Genomic DNA, 18,724 nt, shown 5'->3' with positions numbered 1-18,724 from the left:
TTATCGCACGAATATCCGACAGGATTAAATATGATGCAAGTATTAATTAGATTTATTTTAAATAGTGTTGTAATTATATGTATTTAAGTAGTTTAACGAATACAGAAAATAAATGGGATTCCTTACTCCTGCAAATGAATGTGAATTAATTCATCCTGATCATTGAATAATAAAGATAACGAACTATCTAATGGCTGAGAATTATGTTTAAGCCAGAGCAATATTGATGATTTATAATCCACATTAAAAGAATGTCCGGGGTCAGGGGAAACAGGAAAACCAATGAACGACTGAATTGTTTCGGTTTTTGAAGAGTTACTGTTTTTAGTAAGAATCTTTCTTGGCCCCGTTTTTATTTTGTCGTTTATTCTAAACGTTTTGCCCTTTCCCGCACCAACAGTAATAGTAGGATCAGTAATTTCAAATGAAACAAGCGTATCACCGATTATATAAAGCTTATTACTGCCATAGTGGTAAATTTTACCGTTTCTATCTTCTGTTTCAAAAAAGTAATCTTCAATTTTAGAAGGTTTACCAAGTGTTTGCAGAATTTTATTTGTTGTTTCTCCACATGTTACTCCCTTTGACAAATTGCTCGTTTTCATCAAAGCAACCTCTCTAATTTCCACAAGATATTGCGCATAAGCAGGTTGTGTTCTACCAATAAGTAAAACAAAAAGAAAGGCTATAAATTGAAGTTTCATTTCATAACGAAGGTTGATTTAAGGCAATAATCTATAAATATAGAAAAAGCCATCCGGCTAAATAAATAGCGGGATGGCTTTGGTAAGGAAACAATAAAAATCAGAATTTGTAGGCTACTGACATACGGAAATTCGTTCCTGGCTCAGTTTGCCAGTAATTGAATCCACCCGAATAAGCGTAAACTCCTCCTGAATAAAGATATTTATTAAAAATATTATTGATCAGCAGGTTAACTGCAAACTTGTCTTTTTTGAATGTTACACCACCATCCATTCTGAAATAGTCAGGAAGGTTATCCTGGGCATTGTCCGATACAAACCATGGTGAACGGCCTGATTGGAATTGATAACCAAGAGAAAAACCAAGGCCTTTAACTGGTCCATTCCCGATCGTATAACTTAGCCAGGTATTTTGTACATGTTTACTTGAACCCGCCACCTGATTTCCAATGAGAGATTCATCCGAATCTTTGGTTATGGTTGCATCGGTATAAGCGTAGTTGATCATAACGTCCAGGTTTTTTACGATCTGGCCGCGAATGTCCCATTCAATTCCCTGTACTTTTTGCTGGCCACTCTGTCTGTTAAAGAAAACCGACCCGGCAGTATGTTCAGGATCAGCAGTCAAAACATTGTTTTTTGTGATTTTGTAAACACTTAAAGCCGAGCTCCAGGTGTCATTAAGCCAGCCTCTTTTCAAACCAAACTCAACGTTATTGCCTGTTTGCGGATCGAAACTTTTGCCCTGCCAGTCAGTTCCAAAATTTTCATTAAACGACTGATCATAAAGAAAATAAGCCGCAGTACTTTGGTTAATGGTATAACTTACACCAGCGCGCGGCGTAAATTTCTTTCTTGAGTAATTCCCGTCATAAGGATTAGAAACCGTAAGAGAAGTATATCTGGCCGCTAATGTAACACGCAGTTTATTTTCCCAAAAACCTAATTCGTCCTGAGCATACAATGCAGTATAACCATTGTTATATCTTACAGTTCTTTCCTTGATATTTTTGCTTCGGTCGAATACAGGAGCGGCTGTAATACCGTGCTTAGGATTGTAAATATTGAGTGGAGTGCCGTACAGGAACCACTGGCTCCAGTCATGGTAAAATTCTTTACTGCTCATATCAAGCCCGCCAAGTATCCGGTGTGCCACGGCACCCGTTTTTACGTTACCATTAACAAAAATTTGTCCGGTTTTGCTTAAACCCAGAATGTCCCAGTTATTAATTGCGCGTTGAAGCAAGCTGTCATTTTTTGTGTCAAAACCTGATGGCCATAACGACGTCCCTTCCTGTGTATAATTAAAGAAAGAAGCCTGAGCTGTCAGTTTCCATTGATCATTCAGTTTATGCTCAAAAATAGCGAGAATGCTTTGGTCATGATTGTTTGTTGGAGCAAGATTTGGTTCAGAGGTTGTAAAATCTCTTGGCAAATCGGCATACCCTCTTTTAGAAAATGCATAATTTGAACCAATTGCATTCATCTGGGAAAACTGATGCGTGTATTCTAAAGTAACAGAGCTTTTGTCGTCAATCAAGTACTTTAAAACAGGAACAACTGAATAGCGGTTATTATAATCATATTGGCGATGAGATCCTTTCAGCTGGCCCATTAAATTCAACCGGTAAAGCAGTTTTCCGTCTTTCGACAACTTGCCATCGAGATCCAAAGTTGTACGGTAAGTATCATAACTTCCTAATGTCATACCGAATTCACCTCTGTTCTGTCCGGTAGGTTTCTTGGTTACCACGTTATAGAATCCACTCGGATTACCGTTGGCAAGCATAAAACCAGCAGGGCCTTTCACAAATTCAATGCGGTCAACCATGCTCATATCCTCTGCAAGTGGTCCCCATGGCATCTGAACATTCATCCCGTTACGAAAAGCACCAACCTGGCTTCCACGCATATTAATACGAGCGTAATTATCCCAGTGTTCTACTTTGGTTGCTCCGCTTACATTACGCGTAACACCTTCCAGCATGTCAAATATTTGCTGATCAGCAATCACTCTTCTACCAATTACCTGAATATTCTGTGGTGTTTCCAGTATAGGAGTCGCTAACCGCAGGCTTGGGGAAGTCTGATCGGTTTTGAAACTGTTTCCACCTGTAACAACAACTTCCTGTAATTGCTTTGAAGATTCATCCAGTACAAAATCGGCCAGAGTTGCCTGTCCGTCTGTGATGTCTACCTCTTTTTCAACTGTCTGAAGTCCCACTAACGAAACTTTAACGTTGTATTTTCCGGGAAGGATTTTTTCTATAATATAATTTCCTTCTGAATTACTTACAGCTCCATGATGAGTGCCTTTGAAGGAAACAGAAACGTGAACAGCTGGCTGTCCATCGGACGTTGTAATAATACCTTTAAGACTTCCGGTTTGTGCAAAAACCGAAGTAACAAAAAGAAAGCAAAAAACGAATAAAGTGTAAAATCTCTGCATTTTATTTAAAACTAGACTAAATAATAAACTAAATGCAAATATCAGGGCTGATTATGAACTTTACAAGTTTGTTTGGATTTATTTTAAATAACTTGTTTTTTAGGACAGAATGAATATGTGGTTTCTTGAATAATATTATATAATATTGATATATAGTAAGTTGAAGTTATATTACTATTTAATAAATAGTATTTATTCGAGTGATTTTTTTAAAATTTTGCTGATTTCTATAAAATGAAAAAGCAGGACTTCCTGTACGAAATCCTGCTTTCAATGTCCAATTAACTTACTTCTCCTTCACTTCTTCAACCATTTTCTCCGACACGATTTTTTTACCAGAAGAATTGCCCCATGAATTTTGGATGTAGTTCATCACATCTGCTATTTCATCGTTTCCTAAATTGGGATTCGGCATTGCATTATTGAATTCAATGCCATTCACCTGGATTTTCCCTTTCAGTCCGAACTTAATTGCGTGAATTGCTTTTTCAGGAGTTTTGATTAAATAATCTGCTTTTGCCAAAGGTGGGAATGTTCCGGAAACACCTTCACCGGCACCCATATGGCAGGTAATACAGTTTTCAGCATAAATTCCTTTTCCGCGTTCTATGCTTTTAGCCAGTTCATCATCCTGGTTTGGTAAGATAGCTGAGCAGAAAACAAATCCTGCGAGTAATGTTAGTACAAGTTTCATGGTGAATTTTTTATCGATAGTATGATAGCGCGAACCTCCCGGTTCGTGTTCACTATTGTAAGGCCACCGGCCGTTTTTTAACAAAGCCGGAGGCTTTACAATAGTAATCACGAACCGGGAGGTTCGTGCTATCCTTGTCTTACGATTTCGGACTGATCTTTACAATCTTACCGGAATCTTCCAGCACAACATAAATATTTCCATCCGGTCCCTGGCGAACGTCTCTAACACGGCCAATACCCTGGAAGATAATTTCCCGCTTGGTAACTTTATTTCCTTTTACAGTCAGGTGCTGTAAATAAGCGAATTTAAGCGAACCAACGATCAGGTCACCACTCCACTCTTTAAACTGAGAACTTGTTACGAAAGTCATTCCGCACGGTGCAATAGACGGGCGCCAGTAAATAACAGGCTGTTCCAGTCCTGCACGGGCTGTATCTTTTGAAATGATACTGTTGTCATAATCAATACCAAAAGTGATCAGCGGCCAACCGTAATTTTTACCTTTTTCAACAATATTCAACTCATCACCACCTTGTGGGCCGTGCTCATGTTCCCAGATTACTCCCGTCGTCGGATGAATCGTCATTCCTTGTGGATTACGGTGTCCATACGTCCAGATCTCAGGCCTTGCACCTTCTGTTTTTACAAAAGGATTATCTGTAGGAATTTTTCCGTCTTCATGCAGCCGAACTACTTTTCCCTGATCTTTTCCTAAGTTCTGGGAATTTTCCTTCTGTCCACGTTCTCCAAGAGAAAGAAAAACGTATCCTTTTTTATCAAAAACAATACGTCCTCCAAAGTGAACATTGGCTTTTACATTTGGTATTGCCTTAAATAATTGCTCAATATCTGTCAGCTCATGATCTTTCAATTTGGCACGCATTAATGCAGTATTTGCACCATTGTCGTCACCTGCCTCACCATCTTTTTTGGGGGAGCTATAACTGATATAAATCCAGCCGTTGGTTTTGTAATCGGGGTGTAATTGTACATCAAGCAAGCCGCCTTGCCCTTTGTAATATACTTCCGGTATACCTGATATTTCTTTTGGGTCAAGAATCCCGTTTTTTACCAACCGGAGTTTTCCACCGCGTTCTGTAACCAGCAAATCTCCATTTGGCAAAAATGCAGTAGCCCATGGCATTTTCAAACCGGTTGCAACAGTATCTACTTTCAGGTTCGCTTCGGTTAACTTTTTTGGAGAATTCTTATCGTCCGTTATTCCGCTATTGCTCATGAGCACCATGGAAGCTGTCAGCATTAATCCTCCCAAGGCAATAGGAAGGCTCTTTTTTAAAAAGGAAATGTTTTTCTTCATGAAATTAAGGTGAGTGGAAAAGCTGGTTTGAAATTTTTAAACTGATACTCAAAGGTACTAAAAAAGAAAAGGCAGCTAAGCTACCTCATTCTATTTAACCAATTCCAGTTCATCTAAGTGGCCGGTGATCATTTTTATTTCCTCCTGGGTTAAATTAATATCCATTGCTGCGGCATTCTGTAAGGCCTGTCTGGCATCACGCGCGCCAACTAAAGCGATGGTGATTCCCGGCTGTTCCACAGTCCAGCGCAAAACAAGCTGGCCGATTGAAGCATTTTTATCGTCCGCCAACGGTTTGATTTTGTCCAGAAATTCATTTACTTTTTTCAGGTTTTCGTCCTTATAAAAGTAAAGAGAAGCACGATGATCATCCGCTTCAAATTTGTACCCTGGCTTCATTTTGCCGGTTAGTAATCCGCGTTCCATCGGACTGTATGCCAGGATCGCTTTGTTATGTTCCAGACAATAAGGAACTGTGTCCTTTTCAATATCGCGTTTTACCATGCTATAAGGAACCTGATCTGAAACCAGATTAATGTATTTTGACGCTTCCCGCAATAAATCCACATCATAATTACAAACACCGGCATAACGTACTTTACCTTGTTTGATCAGTTGGGAAACTGCTTCCATGGTTTCCTCAATCGGTGTGGTTTTATCGTGCCAGTGAATTTGGTACAAATCAATGTAATCTGTACCAAGGCGTTTCAGGCTGTCTTCACATTCTTTAATAATGCTGTCTTTGGCAGCGTATTTATAAATGTCAATGTCCTTACCATTGTTATCTTTACTATGCATAGCCAGATCGCCTTTTGCAAGATCCCAGCGCATACCATATTTGGTCAGGATCTGGACTTTGTCCCGGGGGAAATCTTTGATCGCTTCCCCAACAATTTCTTCACTTAATCCTTGTCCGTAAACTGGTGCAGTATCAATAGAAGTCACACCTGCGTGGTACGATTCCTGTATTGCTTTTACCGATTCACTTCTTTCTGTTCCTCCCCACATCCATCCTCCGGCTGCCCAGGCACCAAAAGTTACAACAGATAGTTCAAGGTCGGTATGTTCTGGGTGATCGGAATCTCCTATTTTTCTGTAAATCATTTGTTTGTTGCTTTCGGCTAAAAGCTATATTGGCTGTTAGCTTTGTTAAATAGATAGTTACTTGTAAGCTGGTTGTCAATAATTATGCCATAAGTCGGCTCAAATAAATAAATAGAATATGGTTATGAGGTTTTACGCGTCATTGCATAATTATATTCCACAGGTTTTTTAATTATTGCCTCTGCTGTAATGTCTTCATGAGTTACCGCATATTCTAAAACAGACTTAACAAAATCATTTAATGTAACATCATGTTGGGATGCAAGAGTGGCTGCCTTCTTATGCAGAGTTGAGGGAACACGTACATTAAAAACACCTTTATAAGTTTTATCAGGAGCTTTTCCCAAAGATTTACAAGTATCGAGATAGTCATCAACTGCTTCCTGAAACGACTCTTTTAGTTCGTTTACAGATGTTCCCTCAAAAGTAACCAGATCATTTATACCCAGTATTTTACCGAAAAATACTTCATCGACGGAACTATAAGTAATCGATGCTGTATAACCATTGTATGTCAGCGAATTAATCATTTAAGTTTACCTTTTTCGTTTAAAGTTTCTATAACTTGTTCCAATACATAATGCTTGACAATTGGTTTGGGATGCGGTTTGTGTAAACTTATTATCAACTGATTTGCATCCATAAACTTTCTTCTTGAACCTCCGGTTTTGCCTGTCGCAATTTCCGTAAAGCCATAATATCCTAAAACAAGGGTTAACTCATCCCAGGTAAAGTCTTTAGGTTTTTTTAAGAAGCGAATAATTAATTTATCTATTTTACCCAACAGAATAACATTTGTGACTGAATAATAGTTACAAATGTAAGGAAATTTAAGCAGGCAATTGTTGCGTCTATAAAGTTTCATCATTAAATTAAAATGGGCCTGAAACTCAGAAGCGAGTGTCAGGCCCATAATTTGAAAATGATAATAACAGCAGATTATATGTTAGCTTTCTTTTGTCACTGAAAGCAATTGCTAGTATCTAAAAACGGTTCGTCGCGCGGCTATTTACTAAGCGAAAAAGGTGCATTCTCCGGTTTTGTTCCCCATGTTTTGGAAGGCTGGCTAGTCAGGTTAAACTGGATATTTCCACCTTTAAGAATATCACCATGTTCCAGAAAAGTATTGGCATAAGCTTTACCATTCATGGTTGCTCCCTGGATATACATATTTTTGTCGCTTGTTGCCGGTGCTTCCACAACGAATTTTTTGCCATTTTCCAATGTAATAGTGGCCTTTTTGAAAAGTGGCGAACCGATCACATATTGCGTTGTGCCGGGTGTAACCGGATAAAAACCAAGTGATGAAAACACATACCATGCAGAAGTCTGTCCGTTATCTTCATCTCCGCAATAGCCATCAGGTGTGGCCTGATATAGTTTTTTCATTACTTCACGCGACCAGTATTGAGCTTTGGAGGGGGCACCCGCATAATTGTACAGGTATATCATATGCTGTATCGGCTGGTTACCGTGGGCATAATTTCCCATATTCATAATCTGCATTTCACGGATTTCGTGGATTGGAAAACCGTAATAACTGTCGTCAAAAATCGGAGGTAATGTAAATACAGTATCAAGTTTCTGAACAAAAGCCTCTCTTCCGCCCATTAAACCTACCAAACCTTTCACATCCTGAAAAACCGACCAGGTGTAGTGAATGCTGTTTCCTTCGGTAAATGCATCACCCCATTTGAACGGGTTAAAAGGTTTCATAAATTGTCCGTCCTTGTTTTTACCACGCATCCATTTAGTTTCAGGATCGAAGATATTTTTGTAATTCTGGCTGCGTTTCAGATATAGGTCAACCTCAGTCTGCGGCTTTTTTAATTCTTTGGCCAATTGCGAAATACAAAAATCGGCATAGGCATATTCAAGTGTTCTGGCTGCATTTTCATTCACTTTTACATCATAGGGAACGTAACCCAGTTCATTGTAATACTCATGTCCAAAACGGCCAACTGAACTTACAGGGCCTGCATTTTCGGTGTTTTTAATAATAGCATCATACAATTTATTAATATCGTATCCGCGAATTCCCTTCATGTAAGAATCGGTAATCAGAGATGCAGAATTAGAACCGATCATACAATCGCGGTGGCCCGGACTTGCCCATTCCGGTAAATACCCGCTTTCGTCATACGCATTGGCCAACCCCTGCATAATATGCGAATTCATGGTTGGATACATCAATGTAAAGAATGGAAAAACAGCGCGGAATGTATCCCAGAACCCGTTGTCTGTAAACATATATCCCGGACGGACTTCACCATTATAAGGGCTGTAATGTACGATCTGATTTTTTGCATCGAATTCATAAAACTTACGCGGAAACAGAAGAACCCGGTAAAGGCAGGAATAAAAGGTGCGGATCTGGTCCATATTGTCGCCTTCGACCTGTATTTTTGATAATTCGTCATTCCAGATTTTACGGCCTTTTTCCATCGTAACATCAAACTTATCATTGCCTAACTCACGGGTCAGGTTCAGTTCCGCCTGTTCAGGACTGATAAAGGAAGACGCAACTTTTAGACCAACCTGCTCACCTTTTTTTGTTTTGAAACCAACAACTGCACCTACATGGTTTGCTTTTAATTCCAATGTATCTTTTGCAAGTGTTTTGGCATGAAAGGCAGACGAAAAAGTAAATTCTTTATCAAAAATCAGGACGAAATAATTTTTAAAATTGGATGGAACGCCACCACTGTTTTTAGTTGTATAGCCAATGATTTTTCGTTCCGAAGGGATTATTTTCACATATGAGCCTTTATCAAAAGCATCCAGAAGAACATAGGAACTGTCGGATTTAGGAAAAGTGAAACGAAACTGGGCTGCTCTTTCTGTGGGAGCAATTTCAGTTGTTACGTCGTAATCGGCAAGGTATACTTTGTAATAATGTGGCTTGGCTACTTCTGCTTTATGTGAAAACCAGCTTGCACGGCTTTCCTCATCAATTTTTAGTTTTCCTGTGATAGGCAAAACAGAAAACTGGCCATAATCATTAATCCACGGACTTGGCTGATGTGTTTGTTTGAAACCGCGTATTTTTTCAGCATCATACATATAACTCCATCCGTCACCCATTTTACCGGTTTGCGGCATCCAGAAATTCATTCCCCATGGCATAGCAATGGCAGGGTAAGTATTCCCCGACGAAAGGCTGAATTTGGATTGTGTTCCCATGAGTGGATTTACCATATCCACCAGATTAGCACTGGACGACAATTGAGCAAAAAGCGGGGAAACGTTAATAAGGACAAAAAGACAACAGAGAATTTTTTTCATGTTTTTGATCGTATTCTTGAAATTGAGTTAAGGAAAAATCAGGATTGATAAAATTGATGTGAACAGTTAACAGAACAAAAATGCAAGTTAGTGAAAGATTTACTCGGTAAGTTGAAACCTGACATTTTGTACAGGCATAGTTCTTTTTCATTTTACAGCTGTACCTGGTAAAAAGGAAAAGATCCGGGCAGGGTTTTTATGCTTTGTTTAAAAAAAATCAGGATATATTCTTTCAAGGGGTACATTTATAACAAATTAATAGCCAAGTATTTTCTTAAATTACAATGACTGAACACTTAAACCGCCTAACTCCACGCCAAATCGTTTTTGAACTGGATCAATACATCATCGGACAAAATGACGCAAAACGCAATGTCGCTATTGCATTAAGAAACAGGTGGAGGAGAATGAATAGTCCTGAGGATATACAAAAAGAAATTATTCCTAATAATATATTAATGATTGGGGCAACGGGTGTGGGTAAAACCGAAATTGCCCGTCGTCTTGCTAAAATTGCAGATGCTCCTTTTGTAAAAGTGGAAGCTTCTAAATTTACCGAAGTTGGTTATGTAGGCCGTGATGTGGAGAGTATGGTGCGTGATCTGGTGGAACAGGCAGTAGGAATGGTAAGGACGCAAAAGAAAGAAGAAGTAAAAATTAAAGCTGAACAGGCTGTTGAAGATATTATACTGGATGCTCTGATTCCACCGATACATGGCTCCGGCAAAGTACGCTCTGAAAATGTATCCGTAAATGATAACACGGTTCCGGAAGATGATGGCGAACTGAATCAGCGTACCCGGGAGCGTTTTCGTGAAAAAATCAGGAGCGGTGAATTGGATAGCCGTAAAATAGAAATTGAAGTACAGCAGAACCAGGCTCCAAATGTAGGAATGATCGGTGGTGCTGTGGATGATGTTTCCATGATGAATATCCAGGAAATGATTGGTAACATGATGCCGAGGCGTGGTAAAAAACGTAAAGTAACAGTAGGGGAGGCAAAAAAAATGTTGCTGGACGAAGAAGCATCCAAACTGATTGATATGGACGAGGTGAAGTCTGAGGCCATTCAAAGAGCTGAAAATCTGGGAATTATTTTTATTGATGAAATTGATAAGGTAGCTTCAAGCCGTTCTGGTGGAGGTAGCGGGCCGGATGTAAGCCGTGAAGGTGTTCAGCGCGATCTGCTTCCTATTGTAGAAGGCAGCGCAGTAAATACCAAACATGGTGTGATCAATACCGATCATATTCTTTTCGTTGCGGCAGGAGCTTTCCATGTTGCAAAACCCTCAGATCTTATTCCTGAATTACAGGGACGTTTCCCGATTCGTGTTGAACTGAACAGCCTTACGGAATCCGATTTTTATCAGATTTTGAAAACACCGAAAAATGCATTAACCAAGCAGTATGAAGCGATGATGCAGTCGGAAGGTGTAGAGCTTGAATTTGAAGATGGTGCCCTTCGCGAAATTGCAAGAATTGCTTTTGAAGTAAATAGTGAAGTTGAAAATATTGGTGCCCGTCGTTTGCAAACAGTGATGAGCTTGTTACTTAACGATTTTATGTTTGACATTCCTGACAAAATCGGGGCCGATTCCCATATTATTGTCACTGCTGATCTGGTAAGTGAAAAACTATCGCATCTGATCAAAAACAGGGATCTAAGTCAATACATTCTGTAAAAAGTTTAACCGCCCGGCGGCCGGGCGGTTAAATCTTATTTAAAACCTACAATACCACTCCACCCAGTTACGAATCCAGCCCATTCGTTCTTTCTTAAATCTAAGGTTATAAAAAGTATTCGACCAGTCTTCAAAGTGCAGCTGGTAAAATTCCAGAAAGAATACCCAGAATGCAAAACCCAGATAGGGTATAGCTGCAAGTTCCTCTTCTGATACGGCACGAACTTGCCGGTATGCGCTGATAAATGTCTGAAAATTTTTATCTGCTTCTTCCTGTGATTGTTTTTTTAACATAACCTGAAAAAAGAAATGCACATAAAAGGTCATCATATCGTTGGCCAACAATCCTTTACCTGCGAAGTCAAAATCGAAGAAAGTAATGTTATCATGTTCATCGAAATGGAAGTTGTGAGGCAGGAAATCATAATGGCAATAGCCGTAACTGAATTTTGAAAGATCGAAATGCCTAATCTTTTCAACAACCTTTTCTGTTGTACTTTGCAGCCAGGCATATTCCTCGGGTAGTTCAGTGAATTCTGATTTTATATATTCCAGTGGCTGGATTAAAGTTGTCCGGACGTCATAAACCTTTCTTGGATTTTGCAGTTCAATATCTGCGGTAATATTATGGATATGGGCCATTTCTCTGCCAATGGTTTGCAGCCGGCTGTCGTAATAATCGTGAGTCGGTTTCCCTTCAGCAAAACTAAATAAAACACCGTTCCTTATTCCTTCCGCTGCATTGAAAGACTGGATTTGCCCGCCTTTCAGATCGGTAACTGGATAAGAAATTTTTGCACCATTTTCTTTTAATATATTGAGTAATTCAACCTCTGCTTTGATTTCATCCAACTTCCGGTGTGAATCCCTGTACAGCTTAAAAATGTATTTATCATCAACGCCAGCAAGCAAATAAGTATCGCTCACATTATGGATCAGCAGCTTACAACCCAGGTTATTTAAACCGTAAGCTTCCTCCAAATAACTTTTTAATGCTTCCGTAGAAAGCATGGAATACTGTGTTGGAAATATCATATAGTGTTTAGTTAGGGACACAGAGAAACACGGAAATTAAGAAGAGAGCCACGGAGAATAAGTAAAACTCTGAGGCTCTCTTTCGTTCTCTGTGTAACCTAACTCCCTCACTCGAAGAACAACCATTTCAAAGCCACCGGAAATTCCTTACTCCAGCGTTTCTCATTGTGCTGCCCTTTCGGATCAATAGAAGTTTTAATTTTCACCCGGGTATATCCAAATCCCTGATTTTGAAGGGTTTCCTGTAAGGCACTTACATTAGGAATCATATTGGCACCTTCTTTTCCACCTGCATAAAGATAGATACGCGTTTCAAATGGTTCAAAAAAGTGAATGGCGTCAAAATATATACGCCTGGAAATCCAGAGTGAAGGAGAAAAAATCATAAGCCGGCCAAACACATTCGGGAACATAAGTGCCGCATAAATACCAAGCAAACCACCAACAGAACTTCCGCCCATGCCCGTGTTCAGCCTGTCTGGTTTGGTACGATATTGCCGGTCGATATGGGGTTTTAGTGTATCTGTCAAAAATCGTAAGAATAACATACCCATCCCTTTACCAAGCCGTGGGTTATCGTAAGGAGAAAATTCCTGTATGCGTTCCTCGCCACCATGGTCGATTGCCACAATAATAACATTGGCCTTATCCTCAACAGCCAGTTTTGCCAGACTTTTATCAATTTCCCAGTTTCCATAAGGCGAACCATCACCAAAAAGATTCTGGGCATCCGTCATATATAAGACAGGATACTGGCGGTCGGGATGTTCGTAATAATCGTGTGGTAAAAGTACGTGAACCCTTCTATGTTTGTTCAGTTGAGGAATTTCAAAAGTTTCAGAAAGAACCTCAATGATTGGAAGCAAATCAGATTTTTCAGATTTATCCGACTGCCACCTTGTAACAAAATCCTGAATAACGCCTTCTGTCTGCACAGAAACCCGGTTTGCATGTGGTTGTCCGTAGCGATCCAGTTCAACCTGATCCCAGCCACCACGGGTGTATTTGTATTCAAGGGGATAGGGCAACTCCAGGTTTGCCGGGAATTGAAAACTATAAAGATCAGATGAAATTTTTTCCATCCTGAATTCTTCAAGATCAGGAAGCCATTTGCAAAAATTTCCTGTAATATATATCGGACGTTTGTCTGATGAAGGAGTTTTTAATTCGATTTTCAATGTATCGACTTCTACTTGCATGCTATAATATTCAGAGTGGGTTTTAAGGCGGGCAAATTTACGCTTTTAATCCAGTTTTCTAACGTAATCAACGAAGTTAAATGTAAATGGATGACGTTCATCTGCCTCATGAGCAGTACGTTCTGATTCTGTCCATTGGCCAGGTTCTGTTATTCTAAAAAAAGTATCACCTTCTATAGTTGTTTTTACTTCAGTTATGTAAAGCCGGTCAGCAACGGATAATGCCATTTTGTATAATTCACCTCCGCCAATAACAAAAACTTCATTTGTATCCAGTTTGCCTGCTTCTTTCAATGCCTCTTCAAAAGAATGTACAATGACAATTCCATCCATTTTAAAGTCCTGATTCCGTGTTACAACAATCGAGGTACGACCAGGTAAAGGCTTTCCAATAGAATCAAAAGTTTTCCGTCCCATAATGATCGGATGGCTGGTTGTTAATTTTTTAAACCGTTTCAGGTCATCAGGTAAACGCCAGATCAACTGGTTGTCTTTGCCAATTACGCCGTTTTCGGCTACTGCTACTATTATTGAGACTAACATTGGGGAATCGGAATGAAGAATGAAGAGTTGAGAATGATGTAAATTAACTGGGGTTTTTGTTATTGAATTTGTATTGTCGTTGCATCCCCTATGGGATTTTGATTGAAATACATTTGAATATTTTTTACTATCGGGCGGCGGACCGTCAATATTACATCGCTACACGATTAAGCAGTTTTAAGAAATACTTAATGCCGTCAGGCATGTAACAACTTCGTTCCTCTTAAAAAATCCCCGATTTCCATTCGTTTTTTACCTTCCAATTGTAAAATCTCTATTGAAATCCATGTATCGGATGTACGGAAATACAAATAAGATTTGTTGTCGGTTTTAAATTCTCCTGGTTGTAACGGTTCGCCTGATGAAACGTTATCGGCCAGCGTTTCGTCTTCACTTATCACCGAAGTCTTGAAAATTTTGCAGGAAAGGCCGTTTAAAGTTGTCCAGGCTGCGGGATAAGGTGACAAGCCTCTTACGAAATTATGTATTTCTTCTGCCGTTTTGTTCCAGTCGATCTCACACGTTTCACGAAATATTTTTGGTGCTGATCTTACAACAACAGGCTCATCCTGATCTTCCTGCGGATATTCTCCGTTTTCGATAGCTTCCACAGTTTTTACTACCAGTTTTGCACCTTTATACATAAGCCGTTCATAAACACTTCCGGCATCATCGTCCGGATGTATAGGTTCTTTTTCCTTATATATTATTTTACCTGTATCTATTTCTTTTTCAATAAAAAAGGTAGTTACACCGGTTTCTGTTTCGCCATTGATTACAGCCCAGTTTATTGGCGCGGCACCACGATATTGGGGCAATAATGAACCATGCAAGTTGAATGTTCCATGCGTCGGCATACTCCATACTACTTCGGGCAGCATCCGAAATGCAACAACTACCTGAATATCGGCCTTATAGGATCTTAACTCTTCAAGAAATTTAGGATTTTTCAGCTTTTCAGGTTGCAAAACGGGAATACCATGCTCTTGGGCATAAGCTTTTACGGGTGACATGGTGTACTTCTGGCCTCTTCCTGATGGCTTGTCCGGAACAGTAATTACGGCAACTACATTAGAATTGCTTTCAACCAGACTTCTTAAACTTGGGACTGCAAATTCGGGCGTTCCCATAAAAATGATTCTTAGTCTTTTTGACATGGATTGTTGCTCCTTTTAATAAAAATGGTTGTTACCATTTACAAATATTGTTATTTTTGTCGTTCTTACAGAAATTATGATAAAGATTAAAATGCATACGAGCCGAAAAGATATGGTCTTCTAACCTTCTACTACGAGTTGTCCCACACTCTTGTAGAGCGGTCTTAGAACCGTTCTTTTTTTTTACTCAAACTTTCAAAAATTTAAGGATTCTAAAAACTAATTAAGGTCATGGCTAAAATTTCATACTATACGGAAGAAGGATTAAATAAGCTGAAGAATGAGCTGAATGATATGAAAACAAAGGGCCGCACCGCTATCGCTGCACAAATTGCAGAAGCACGTGATAAAGGTGATTTGAGCGAAAATGCAGAATATGATGCGGCTAAGGATGCACAGGGAATGCACGAAATGAAAATAGCGAAGCTGGAAGAAATTATGTCTACGGCGCGTGTCATTGATGAATCTTCGATAGATAATTCCCAGGTTGCCATTCTTTCTGTTGTAAAGATTAAAAACCGTAAAACCGGAATGGAAGTCGCTTATACACTGGTTTCCGAAGAAGAGGCGGATTTAAAAACGGGGAAAATTTCAATTGGATCTCCGATTGGAAAAGGCTTATTGGGTAAAAAAGTAGGGGAAACTGCTGAAATTAAGGTTCCTGCCGGTTTGATGGAATTTGAAGTACTTGATATAAGCCGTTTTGGTTGATAACTCAATTATCTAAGCCATTTCAATGTTGGATTGCAGAATGATCAGATCATTCTGCAATCCAACATTTTTCTTTTCTGAATAAGGGATAATTTATTTTAAATGTGCCGGTTGCTAACTACTGAATTTAATCCCCAGCCATGAAATTCAAAGGATTTTTAGTGAATGTATCTTTTCTTTGGGTGGATGGAATGGCTTTATTTCCTTTTATTTTAACACGAAGAAAAGCGCCTGGCGTTATCTTTGTAAACCATGAATGTATACATTTAAGACAGCAGCTTGAAATGGGAGTCATTCCTTTTTATATCTGGTATTTTGCTGAATATTTAATTCGTTTTGTCCAATACAGAAATCATTATTTGGCGTACCTTCATATTTCGTTTGAACAGGAAGCTTATCGGAATGAGGGAAATTTGGATTATTTACGGGAGAGGAAATTTTGGTCCTTTTTAAGGTATTTATAATATGGGATTTGAAAAGAAGTTGAAATAATAAGTAGTTTTCATATGAGGCCACAAAGGCCGGGTAATAGTAATTTTCGAATAATTTTAAATAAACAGTATGGCAGATCAAAGCACAGAATTTCTTTATAAATATTTAAATAATGCATCTCCTACTGGCTTTGAGTCGACGGGACAGCAAATATGGCTGGACTATATTAAGCCGTATATTGAAGAACAGATCATTGATGTTTATGGAACGGCAGTAGGCGTTATTGGCCCGGGCCAGGATTATAAAGTAGTGATTGAAGCACATTCAGACGAAATTTCATGGTTTGTAAATTACATATCAGACGATGGATATATCCACGTTCGCCGAAATGGAGGGTCTGATGCGGCTATTGCACCTTCCATGCGTGTAAATTTGCATACTTCCAAAGGTGTAGTTAAAGGTGTTTTCGGCTGGCCTGCAATCCATGTTCGGGATACTGCAAAGGATCAGGTCCCAAAAGTCCATGAATTATTTATAGACGTAGGTGCTGCCAAAAAGGATGAAGTGCTGGAAATGGGAATTCATGTTGGAACCGTGGCAACATTTGCTGATGGTTTTGATGAATTGAACGAACGTTACTATGTTGGCCGGGCACTCGATAACCGGATGGGCGGATTTATGATTGCAGAGGTAGCACGTATGTTGTTTGAAAATAATATTCAGCTTCCTTTTACATTATATGTAGTAAATGCGGTTCAGGAAGAAATCGGATTGCGCGGAGCTGAAATGATTTCCCGGAGGTTAAAACCGGATCTGGCTATTGTTACAGATGTAACACACGATACGCAGTCGCCGATGTACAACAAAAAAGAACAGGGTGATCTGAAAAGCGGGAACGGACCGGTTATCTGTTATGGCCCTGCTGTGCAGAATAATCTGCGTGACTTGCTGATCAGAGTTGCAGACGAGAAAAAGATTCCTTTTCAACGTCAGGCTGTGAGCCGTTCTACTGGTACAGATACGGATTCGTTTGCTTATTCAACAGAAGGAATTGCATCTGCACTAATCTCTCTTCCTTTAAAATACATGCATACAACCGTTGAAATGGTGCATAAAGAGGATGTGAAAAATGTAATTCAATTGATGTATGATGTGCTTCTTTCGCTAAACGGTGATGAAGATTTCAGGTATTTGAAGTAGAGTATTTTTTTATAAAATATTGATTTAAAGTTTGTTGTATTTTAATGAACTTTAAATGTAATTTTAAGTATCAATTTATGTGTAAAATTTGTTATTTTTGGTATCATTAAATAGCAAATTTTACTTATAAATTTATGGAAAGGGCAAGAGGACGTGGAGCGGGAATCAACACCCATAATAAATTCCATAAGCAGGAAATAGAATATACCTCGGAAGACTGGCAGCAGTGGGAAGATCCTGAAACAAATCCCAAAACACAATTTATTGAAGAGCAGTCGAAGACGATACTTAGCGTTTCCAATAGTCCTGACCTGCCAAATTACAATTCCATTAATCCCTACCGCGGTTGTGAGCATGGCTGTGTATATTGCTATGCGCGCAATTCACATGAATACTGGGGTTTCTCGGCCGGGCTGGATTTCGAGACTAAAATCATGGTTAAGAAAAATGCACCTCAGCTTCTGGAAAAACTTTTTAATTCTAAAAACTGGAAGCCGGCAACAATTTTCTTTTCAGGTAATACAGATTGTTATCAACCCGGTGAAAAAAAGTACAGGCTTACCCGGCAGATGCTGGAAATTTGTTTGAAATATAGAAACCCTGTTAGTATTCTGACTAAAAACTCCCTGATTTTAAGAGATATTGATATCCTGGACAAGATGGCAAAGCTGAATTTGGTACATGCAGCCGTGTCCATCACATCTTTAAATGAAGAATTACGGGGAGCACTCGAACCGCGGACCGTTACGGGAAAACGCCGTTTACAAGTATTAAAAACTTTGCATGAAGCAGGAATTCCTATGGGTGTAATGACGGCACCGATTATTCCGGGACTGAATGACCATGAAATACCGGCTATTATTCAGGCAGCTTCGGAAAATGGTGCAGCGTGGGCTGCCTATACCGTTGTAAGGTTAAATGGTTCAATTTCAAATCTTTTTGAAGAATGGATAGAACATCATTTTCCTGATAAAGCTGCTAAAGTTTTAAACCAGATCAAGGAATGCCATGGTGGTAAGGTCAATGATTCACGTTTTGGATTACGAATGAGTGGCGAGGGAAAATATGCCGAACATATCAGACAGCTTCATAGTCTTGCATGCCGCAAATATTTTAAAGATAGAGTGATAACAGAACTGGATACTTCGCTTTTTATGAGAGGCGGGCAGATGAGTTTGTTCTAATGGTCATGAATTCCAGGATTTTAG

Annotated in this window: 17 protein-coding genes; 5 read left to right on the top strand and 12 right to left on the bottom strand. The window is 39.2% G+C overall.

The features are described from left to right. Positions 1-122: 122 nt before the first annotated feature. The 8 genes from KZC02_RS10595 to KZC02_RS10560 all read right to left on the bottom strand — a co-directional run bounded on the left by KZC02_RS10595 (position 123) and on the right by KZC02_RS10560 (position 9,557). Positions 123-704 carry a hypothetical protein gene (locus KZC02_RS10595; RefSeq protein WP_221394083.1) on the bottom strand — a complete coding sequence of 194 codons (582 nt, stop codon included), beginning with the start codon at positions 702-704 and terminating at the stop codon, positions 123-125. Between the two features lie 100 nt (positions 705-804). Further along, on the bottom strand, positions 805-3,153 hold the full coding sequence (locus tag KZC02_RS10590) for a TonB-dependent receptor (RefSeq protein ID WP_221394082.1): 2,349 nt from the start codon (positions 3,151-3,153) through the stop codon (positions 805-807). Between the two features lie 286 nt (positions 3,154-3,439). Then, positions 3,440-3,847 carry a cytochrome c gene (locus KZC02_RS10585; RefSeq protein ID WP_221394081.1) on the bottom strand — a complete coding sequence of 136 codons (408 nt, stop codon included), beginning with the start codon at positions 3,845-3,847 and terminating at the stop codon, positions 3,440-3,442. 139 nt (positions 3,848-3,986) lie between these two features. Further along, positions 3,987-5,168 (bottom strand): PQQ-dependent sugar dehydrogenase, encoded by a 1,182-nt coding sequence (locus KZC02_RS10580; RefSeq protein WP_221394080.1) that lies wholly within the window; start codon positions 5,166-5,168, stop codon positions 3,987-3,989. Positions 5,169-5,258: 90 nt separating this feature from the next. Further along, positions 5,259-6,272 (bottom strand): aldo/keto reductase, encoded by a 1,014-nt coding sequence (locus tag KZC02_RS10575; RefSeq protein ID WP_221394079.1) that lies wholly within the window; start codon positions 6,270-6,272, stop codon positions 5,259-5,261. A gap of 122 nt (positions 6,273-6,394) precedes the next feature. Then, positions 6,395-6,802 carry a type II toxin-antitoxin system HicB family antitoxin gene (locus KZC02_RS10570; RefSeq protein WP_221394078.1) on the bottom strand — a complete coding sequence of 136 codons (408 nt, stop codon included), beginning with the start codon at positions 6,800-6,802 and terminating at the stop codon, positions 6,395-6,397. Beyond that, positions 6,799-7,185 carry a type II toxin-antitoxin system HicA family toxin gene (locus KZC02_RS10565; RefSeq protein WP_229254145.1) on the bottom strand — a complete coding sequence of 129 codons (387 nt, stop codon included), beginning with the start codon at positions 7,183-7,185 and terminating at the stop codon, positions 6,799-6,801. The genes KZC02_RS10570 and KZC02_RS10565 overlap by 4 nt, the downstream gene beginning before the upstream one ends. A gap of 92 nt (positions 7,186-7,277) precedes the next feature. Next, positions 7,278-9,557, bottom strand: a complete 2,280-nt coding sequence (locus KZC02_RS10560; protein WP_221394077.1) for a GH92 family glycosyl hydrolase — start codon at positions 9,555-9,557, stop codon at positions 7,278-7,280. Between the two features lie 284 nt (positions 9,558-9,841). Here KZC02_RS10560 and hslU point away from each other — a divergent pair, with 284 nt between their 5' ends. After that, entirely contained in the window at positions 9,842-11,239 is a 1,398-nt protein-coding gene (hslU, locus tag KZC02_RS10555) for an ATP-dependent protease ATPase subunit HslU (RefSeq protein ID WP_221394076.1), read from the top strand. 39 nt (positions 11,240-11,278) lie between these two features. On the opposite strand, the gene KZC02_RS10550 is transcribed toward hslU, so the two are convergent. The 4 genes from KZC02_RS10550 to fmt form a co-directional block, all read right to left on the bottom strand. Beyond that, positions 11,279-12,274, bottom strand: a complete 996-nt coding sequence (locus KZC02_RS10550; protein ID WP_221394075.1) for a phosphotransferase enzyme family protein — start codon at positions 12,272-12,274, stop codon at positions 11,279-11,281. A 107-nt stretch (positions 12,275-12,381) separates the two neighbouring features. Beyond that, positions 12,382-13,473: an alpha/beta hydrolase gene (locus KZC02_RS10545; protein WP_221394074.1), complete on the bottom strand. Its 1,092-nt coding sequence runs from the start codon at positions 13,471-13,473 to the stop codon at positions 12,382-12,384. 45 nt (positions 13,474-13,518) lie between these two features. Next, positions 13,519-14,016, bottom strand: coding sequence for a dihydrofolate reductase (locus KZC02_RS10540; RefSeq protein WP_221394073.1), 498 nt, complete (start codon positions 14,014-14,016; stop codon positions 13,519-13,521). A 197-nt stretch (positions 14,017-14,213) separates the two neighbouring features. Then, positions 14,214-15,173 (bottom strand): methionyl-tRNA formyltransferase, encoded by a 960-nt coding sequence (gene fmt, locus KZC02_RS10535; RefSeq protein WP_229254143.1) that lies wholly within the window; start codon positions 15,171-15,173, stop codon positions 14,214-14,216. A gap of 231 nt (positions 15,174-15,404) precedes the next feature. Between fmt and greA the strand changes: the two genes are divergently transcribed. The 4 genes from greA (at position 15,405) to KZC02_RS10515 (ending at position 18,700) form a co-directional block, all read left to right on the top strand. Beyond that, positions 15,405-15,884 (top strand): transcription elongation factor GreA, encoded by a 480-nt coding sequence (greA, locus tag KZC02_RS10530; RefSeq protein ID WP_221394072.1) that lies wholly within the window; start codon positions 15,405-15,407, stop codon positions 15,882-15,884. A 140-nt stretch (positions 15,885-16,024) separates the two neighbouring features. Further along, positions 16,025-16,348, top strand: a complete 324-nt coding sequence (locus KZC02_RS10525; RefSeq protein WP_221394071.1) for a hypothetical protein — start codon at positions 16,025-16,027, stop codon at positions 16,346-16,348. A 97-nt stretch (positions 16,349-16,445) separates the two neighbouring features. Next, a complete protein-coding gene (locus KZC02_RS10520; protein WP_221394070.1) occupies positions 16,446-17,516 on the top strand; it encodes a M42 family metallopeptidase in 1,071 nt (356 codons plus the stop codon). A gap of 134 nt (positions 17,517-17,650) precedes the next feature. Then, on the top strand, positions 17,651-18,700 hold the full coding sequence (locus tag KZC02_RS10515) for a PA0069 family radical SAM protein (protein ID WP_221394069.1): 1,050 nt from the start codon (positions 17,651-17,653) through the stop codon (positions 18,698-18,700). The last annotated feature ends 24 nt before the right edge of the window (positions 18,701-18,724 follow it).

It is taken from the genome of Dyadobacter sp. NIV53 (assembly GCF_019711195.1).
Taxonomy (GTDB): Bacteria; Bacteroidota; Bacteroidia; order Cytophagales; family Spirosomataceae; genus Dyadobacter.
This window is presented reverse-complemented; position numbering and strand designations above follow the sequence as displayed.

Coding starts and splice junctions, on each gene's coding strand:
- KZC02_RS10595 (WP_221394083.1), bottom strand. CDS start 704: ATGAAACTTCAATTTATAGCCTTTCTTTTTGTTTTACTTATTGGTAGA.
- KZC02_RS10590 (WP_221394082.1), bottom strand. CDS start 3,153: ATGCAGAGATTTTACACTTTATTCGTTTTTTGCTTTCTTTTTGTTACT.
- KZC02_RS10585 (WP_221394081.1), bottom strand. CDS start 3,847: ATGAAACTTGTACTAACATTACTCGCAGGATTTGTTTTCTGCTCAGCT.
- KZC02_RS10580 (WP_221394080.1), bottom strand. CDS start 5,168: ATGAAGAAAAACATTTCCTTTTTAAAAAAGAGCCTTCCTATTGCCTTG.
- KZC02_RS10575 (WP_221394079.1), bottom strand. CDS start 6,272: ATGATTTACAGAAAAATAGGAGATTCCGATCACCCAGAACATACCGAC.
- KZC02_RS10570 (WP_221394078.1), bottom strand. CDS start 6,802: ATGATTAATTCGCTGACATACAATGGTTATACAGCATCGATTACTTAT.
- KZC02_RS10565 (WP_229254145.1), bottom strand. CDS start 7,185: ATGGGCCTGACACTCGCTTCTGAGTTTCAGGCCCATTTTAATTTAATG.
- KZC02_RS10560 (WP_221394077.1), bottom strand. CDS start 9,557: ATGAAAAAAATTCTCTGTTGTCTTTTTGTCCTTATTAACGTTTCCCCG.
- hslU (WP_221394076.1), top strand. CDS start 9,842: ATGACTGAACACTTAAACCGCCTAACTCCACGCCAAATCGTTTTTGAA.
- KZC02_RS10550 (WP_221394075.1), bottom strand. CDS start 12,274: ATGATATTTCCAACACAGTATTCCATGCTTTCTACGGAAGCATTAAAA.
- KZC02_RS10545 (WP_221394074.1), bottom strand. CDS start 13,473: ATGCAAGTAGAAGTCGATACATTGAAAATCGAATTAAAAACTCCTTCA.
- KZC02_RS10540 (WP_221394073.1), bottom strand. CDS start 14,016: ATGTTAGTCTCAATAATAGTAGCAGTAGCCGAAAACGGCGTAATTGGC.
- fmt (WP_229254143.1), bottom strand. CDS start 15,173: ATGTCAAAAAGACTAAGAATCATTTTTATGGGAACGCCCGAATTTGCA.
- greA (WP_221394072.1), top strand. CDS start 15,405: ATGGCTAAAATTTCATACTATACGGAAGAAGGATTAAATAAGCTGAAG.
- KZC02_RS10525 (WP_221394071.1), top strand. CDS start 16,025: ATGAAATTCAAAGGATTTTTAGTGAATGTATCTTTTCTTTGGGTGGAT.
- KZC02_RS10520 (WP_221394070.1), top strand. CDS start 16,446: ATGGCAGATCAAAGCACAGAATTTCTTTATAAATATTTAAATAATGCA.
- KZC02_RS10515 (WP_221394069.1), top strand. CDS start 17,651: ATGGAAAGGGCAAGAGGACGTGGAGCGGGAATCAACACCCATAATAAA.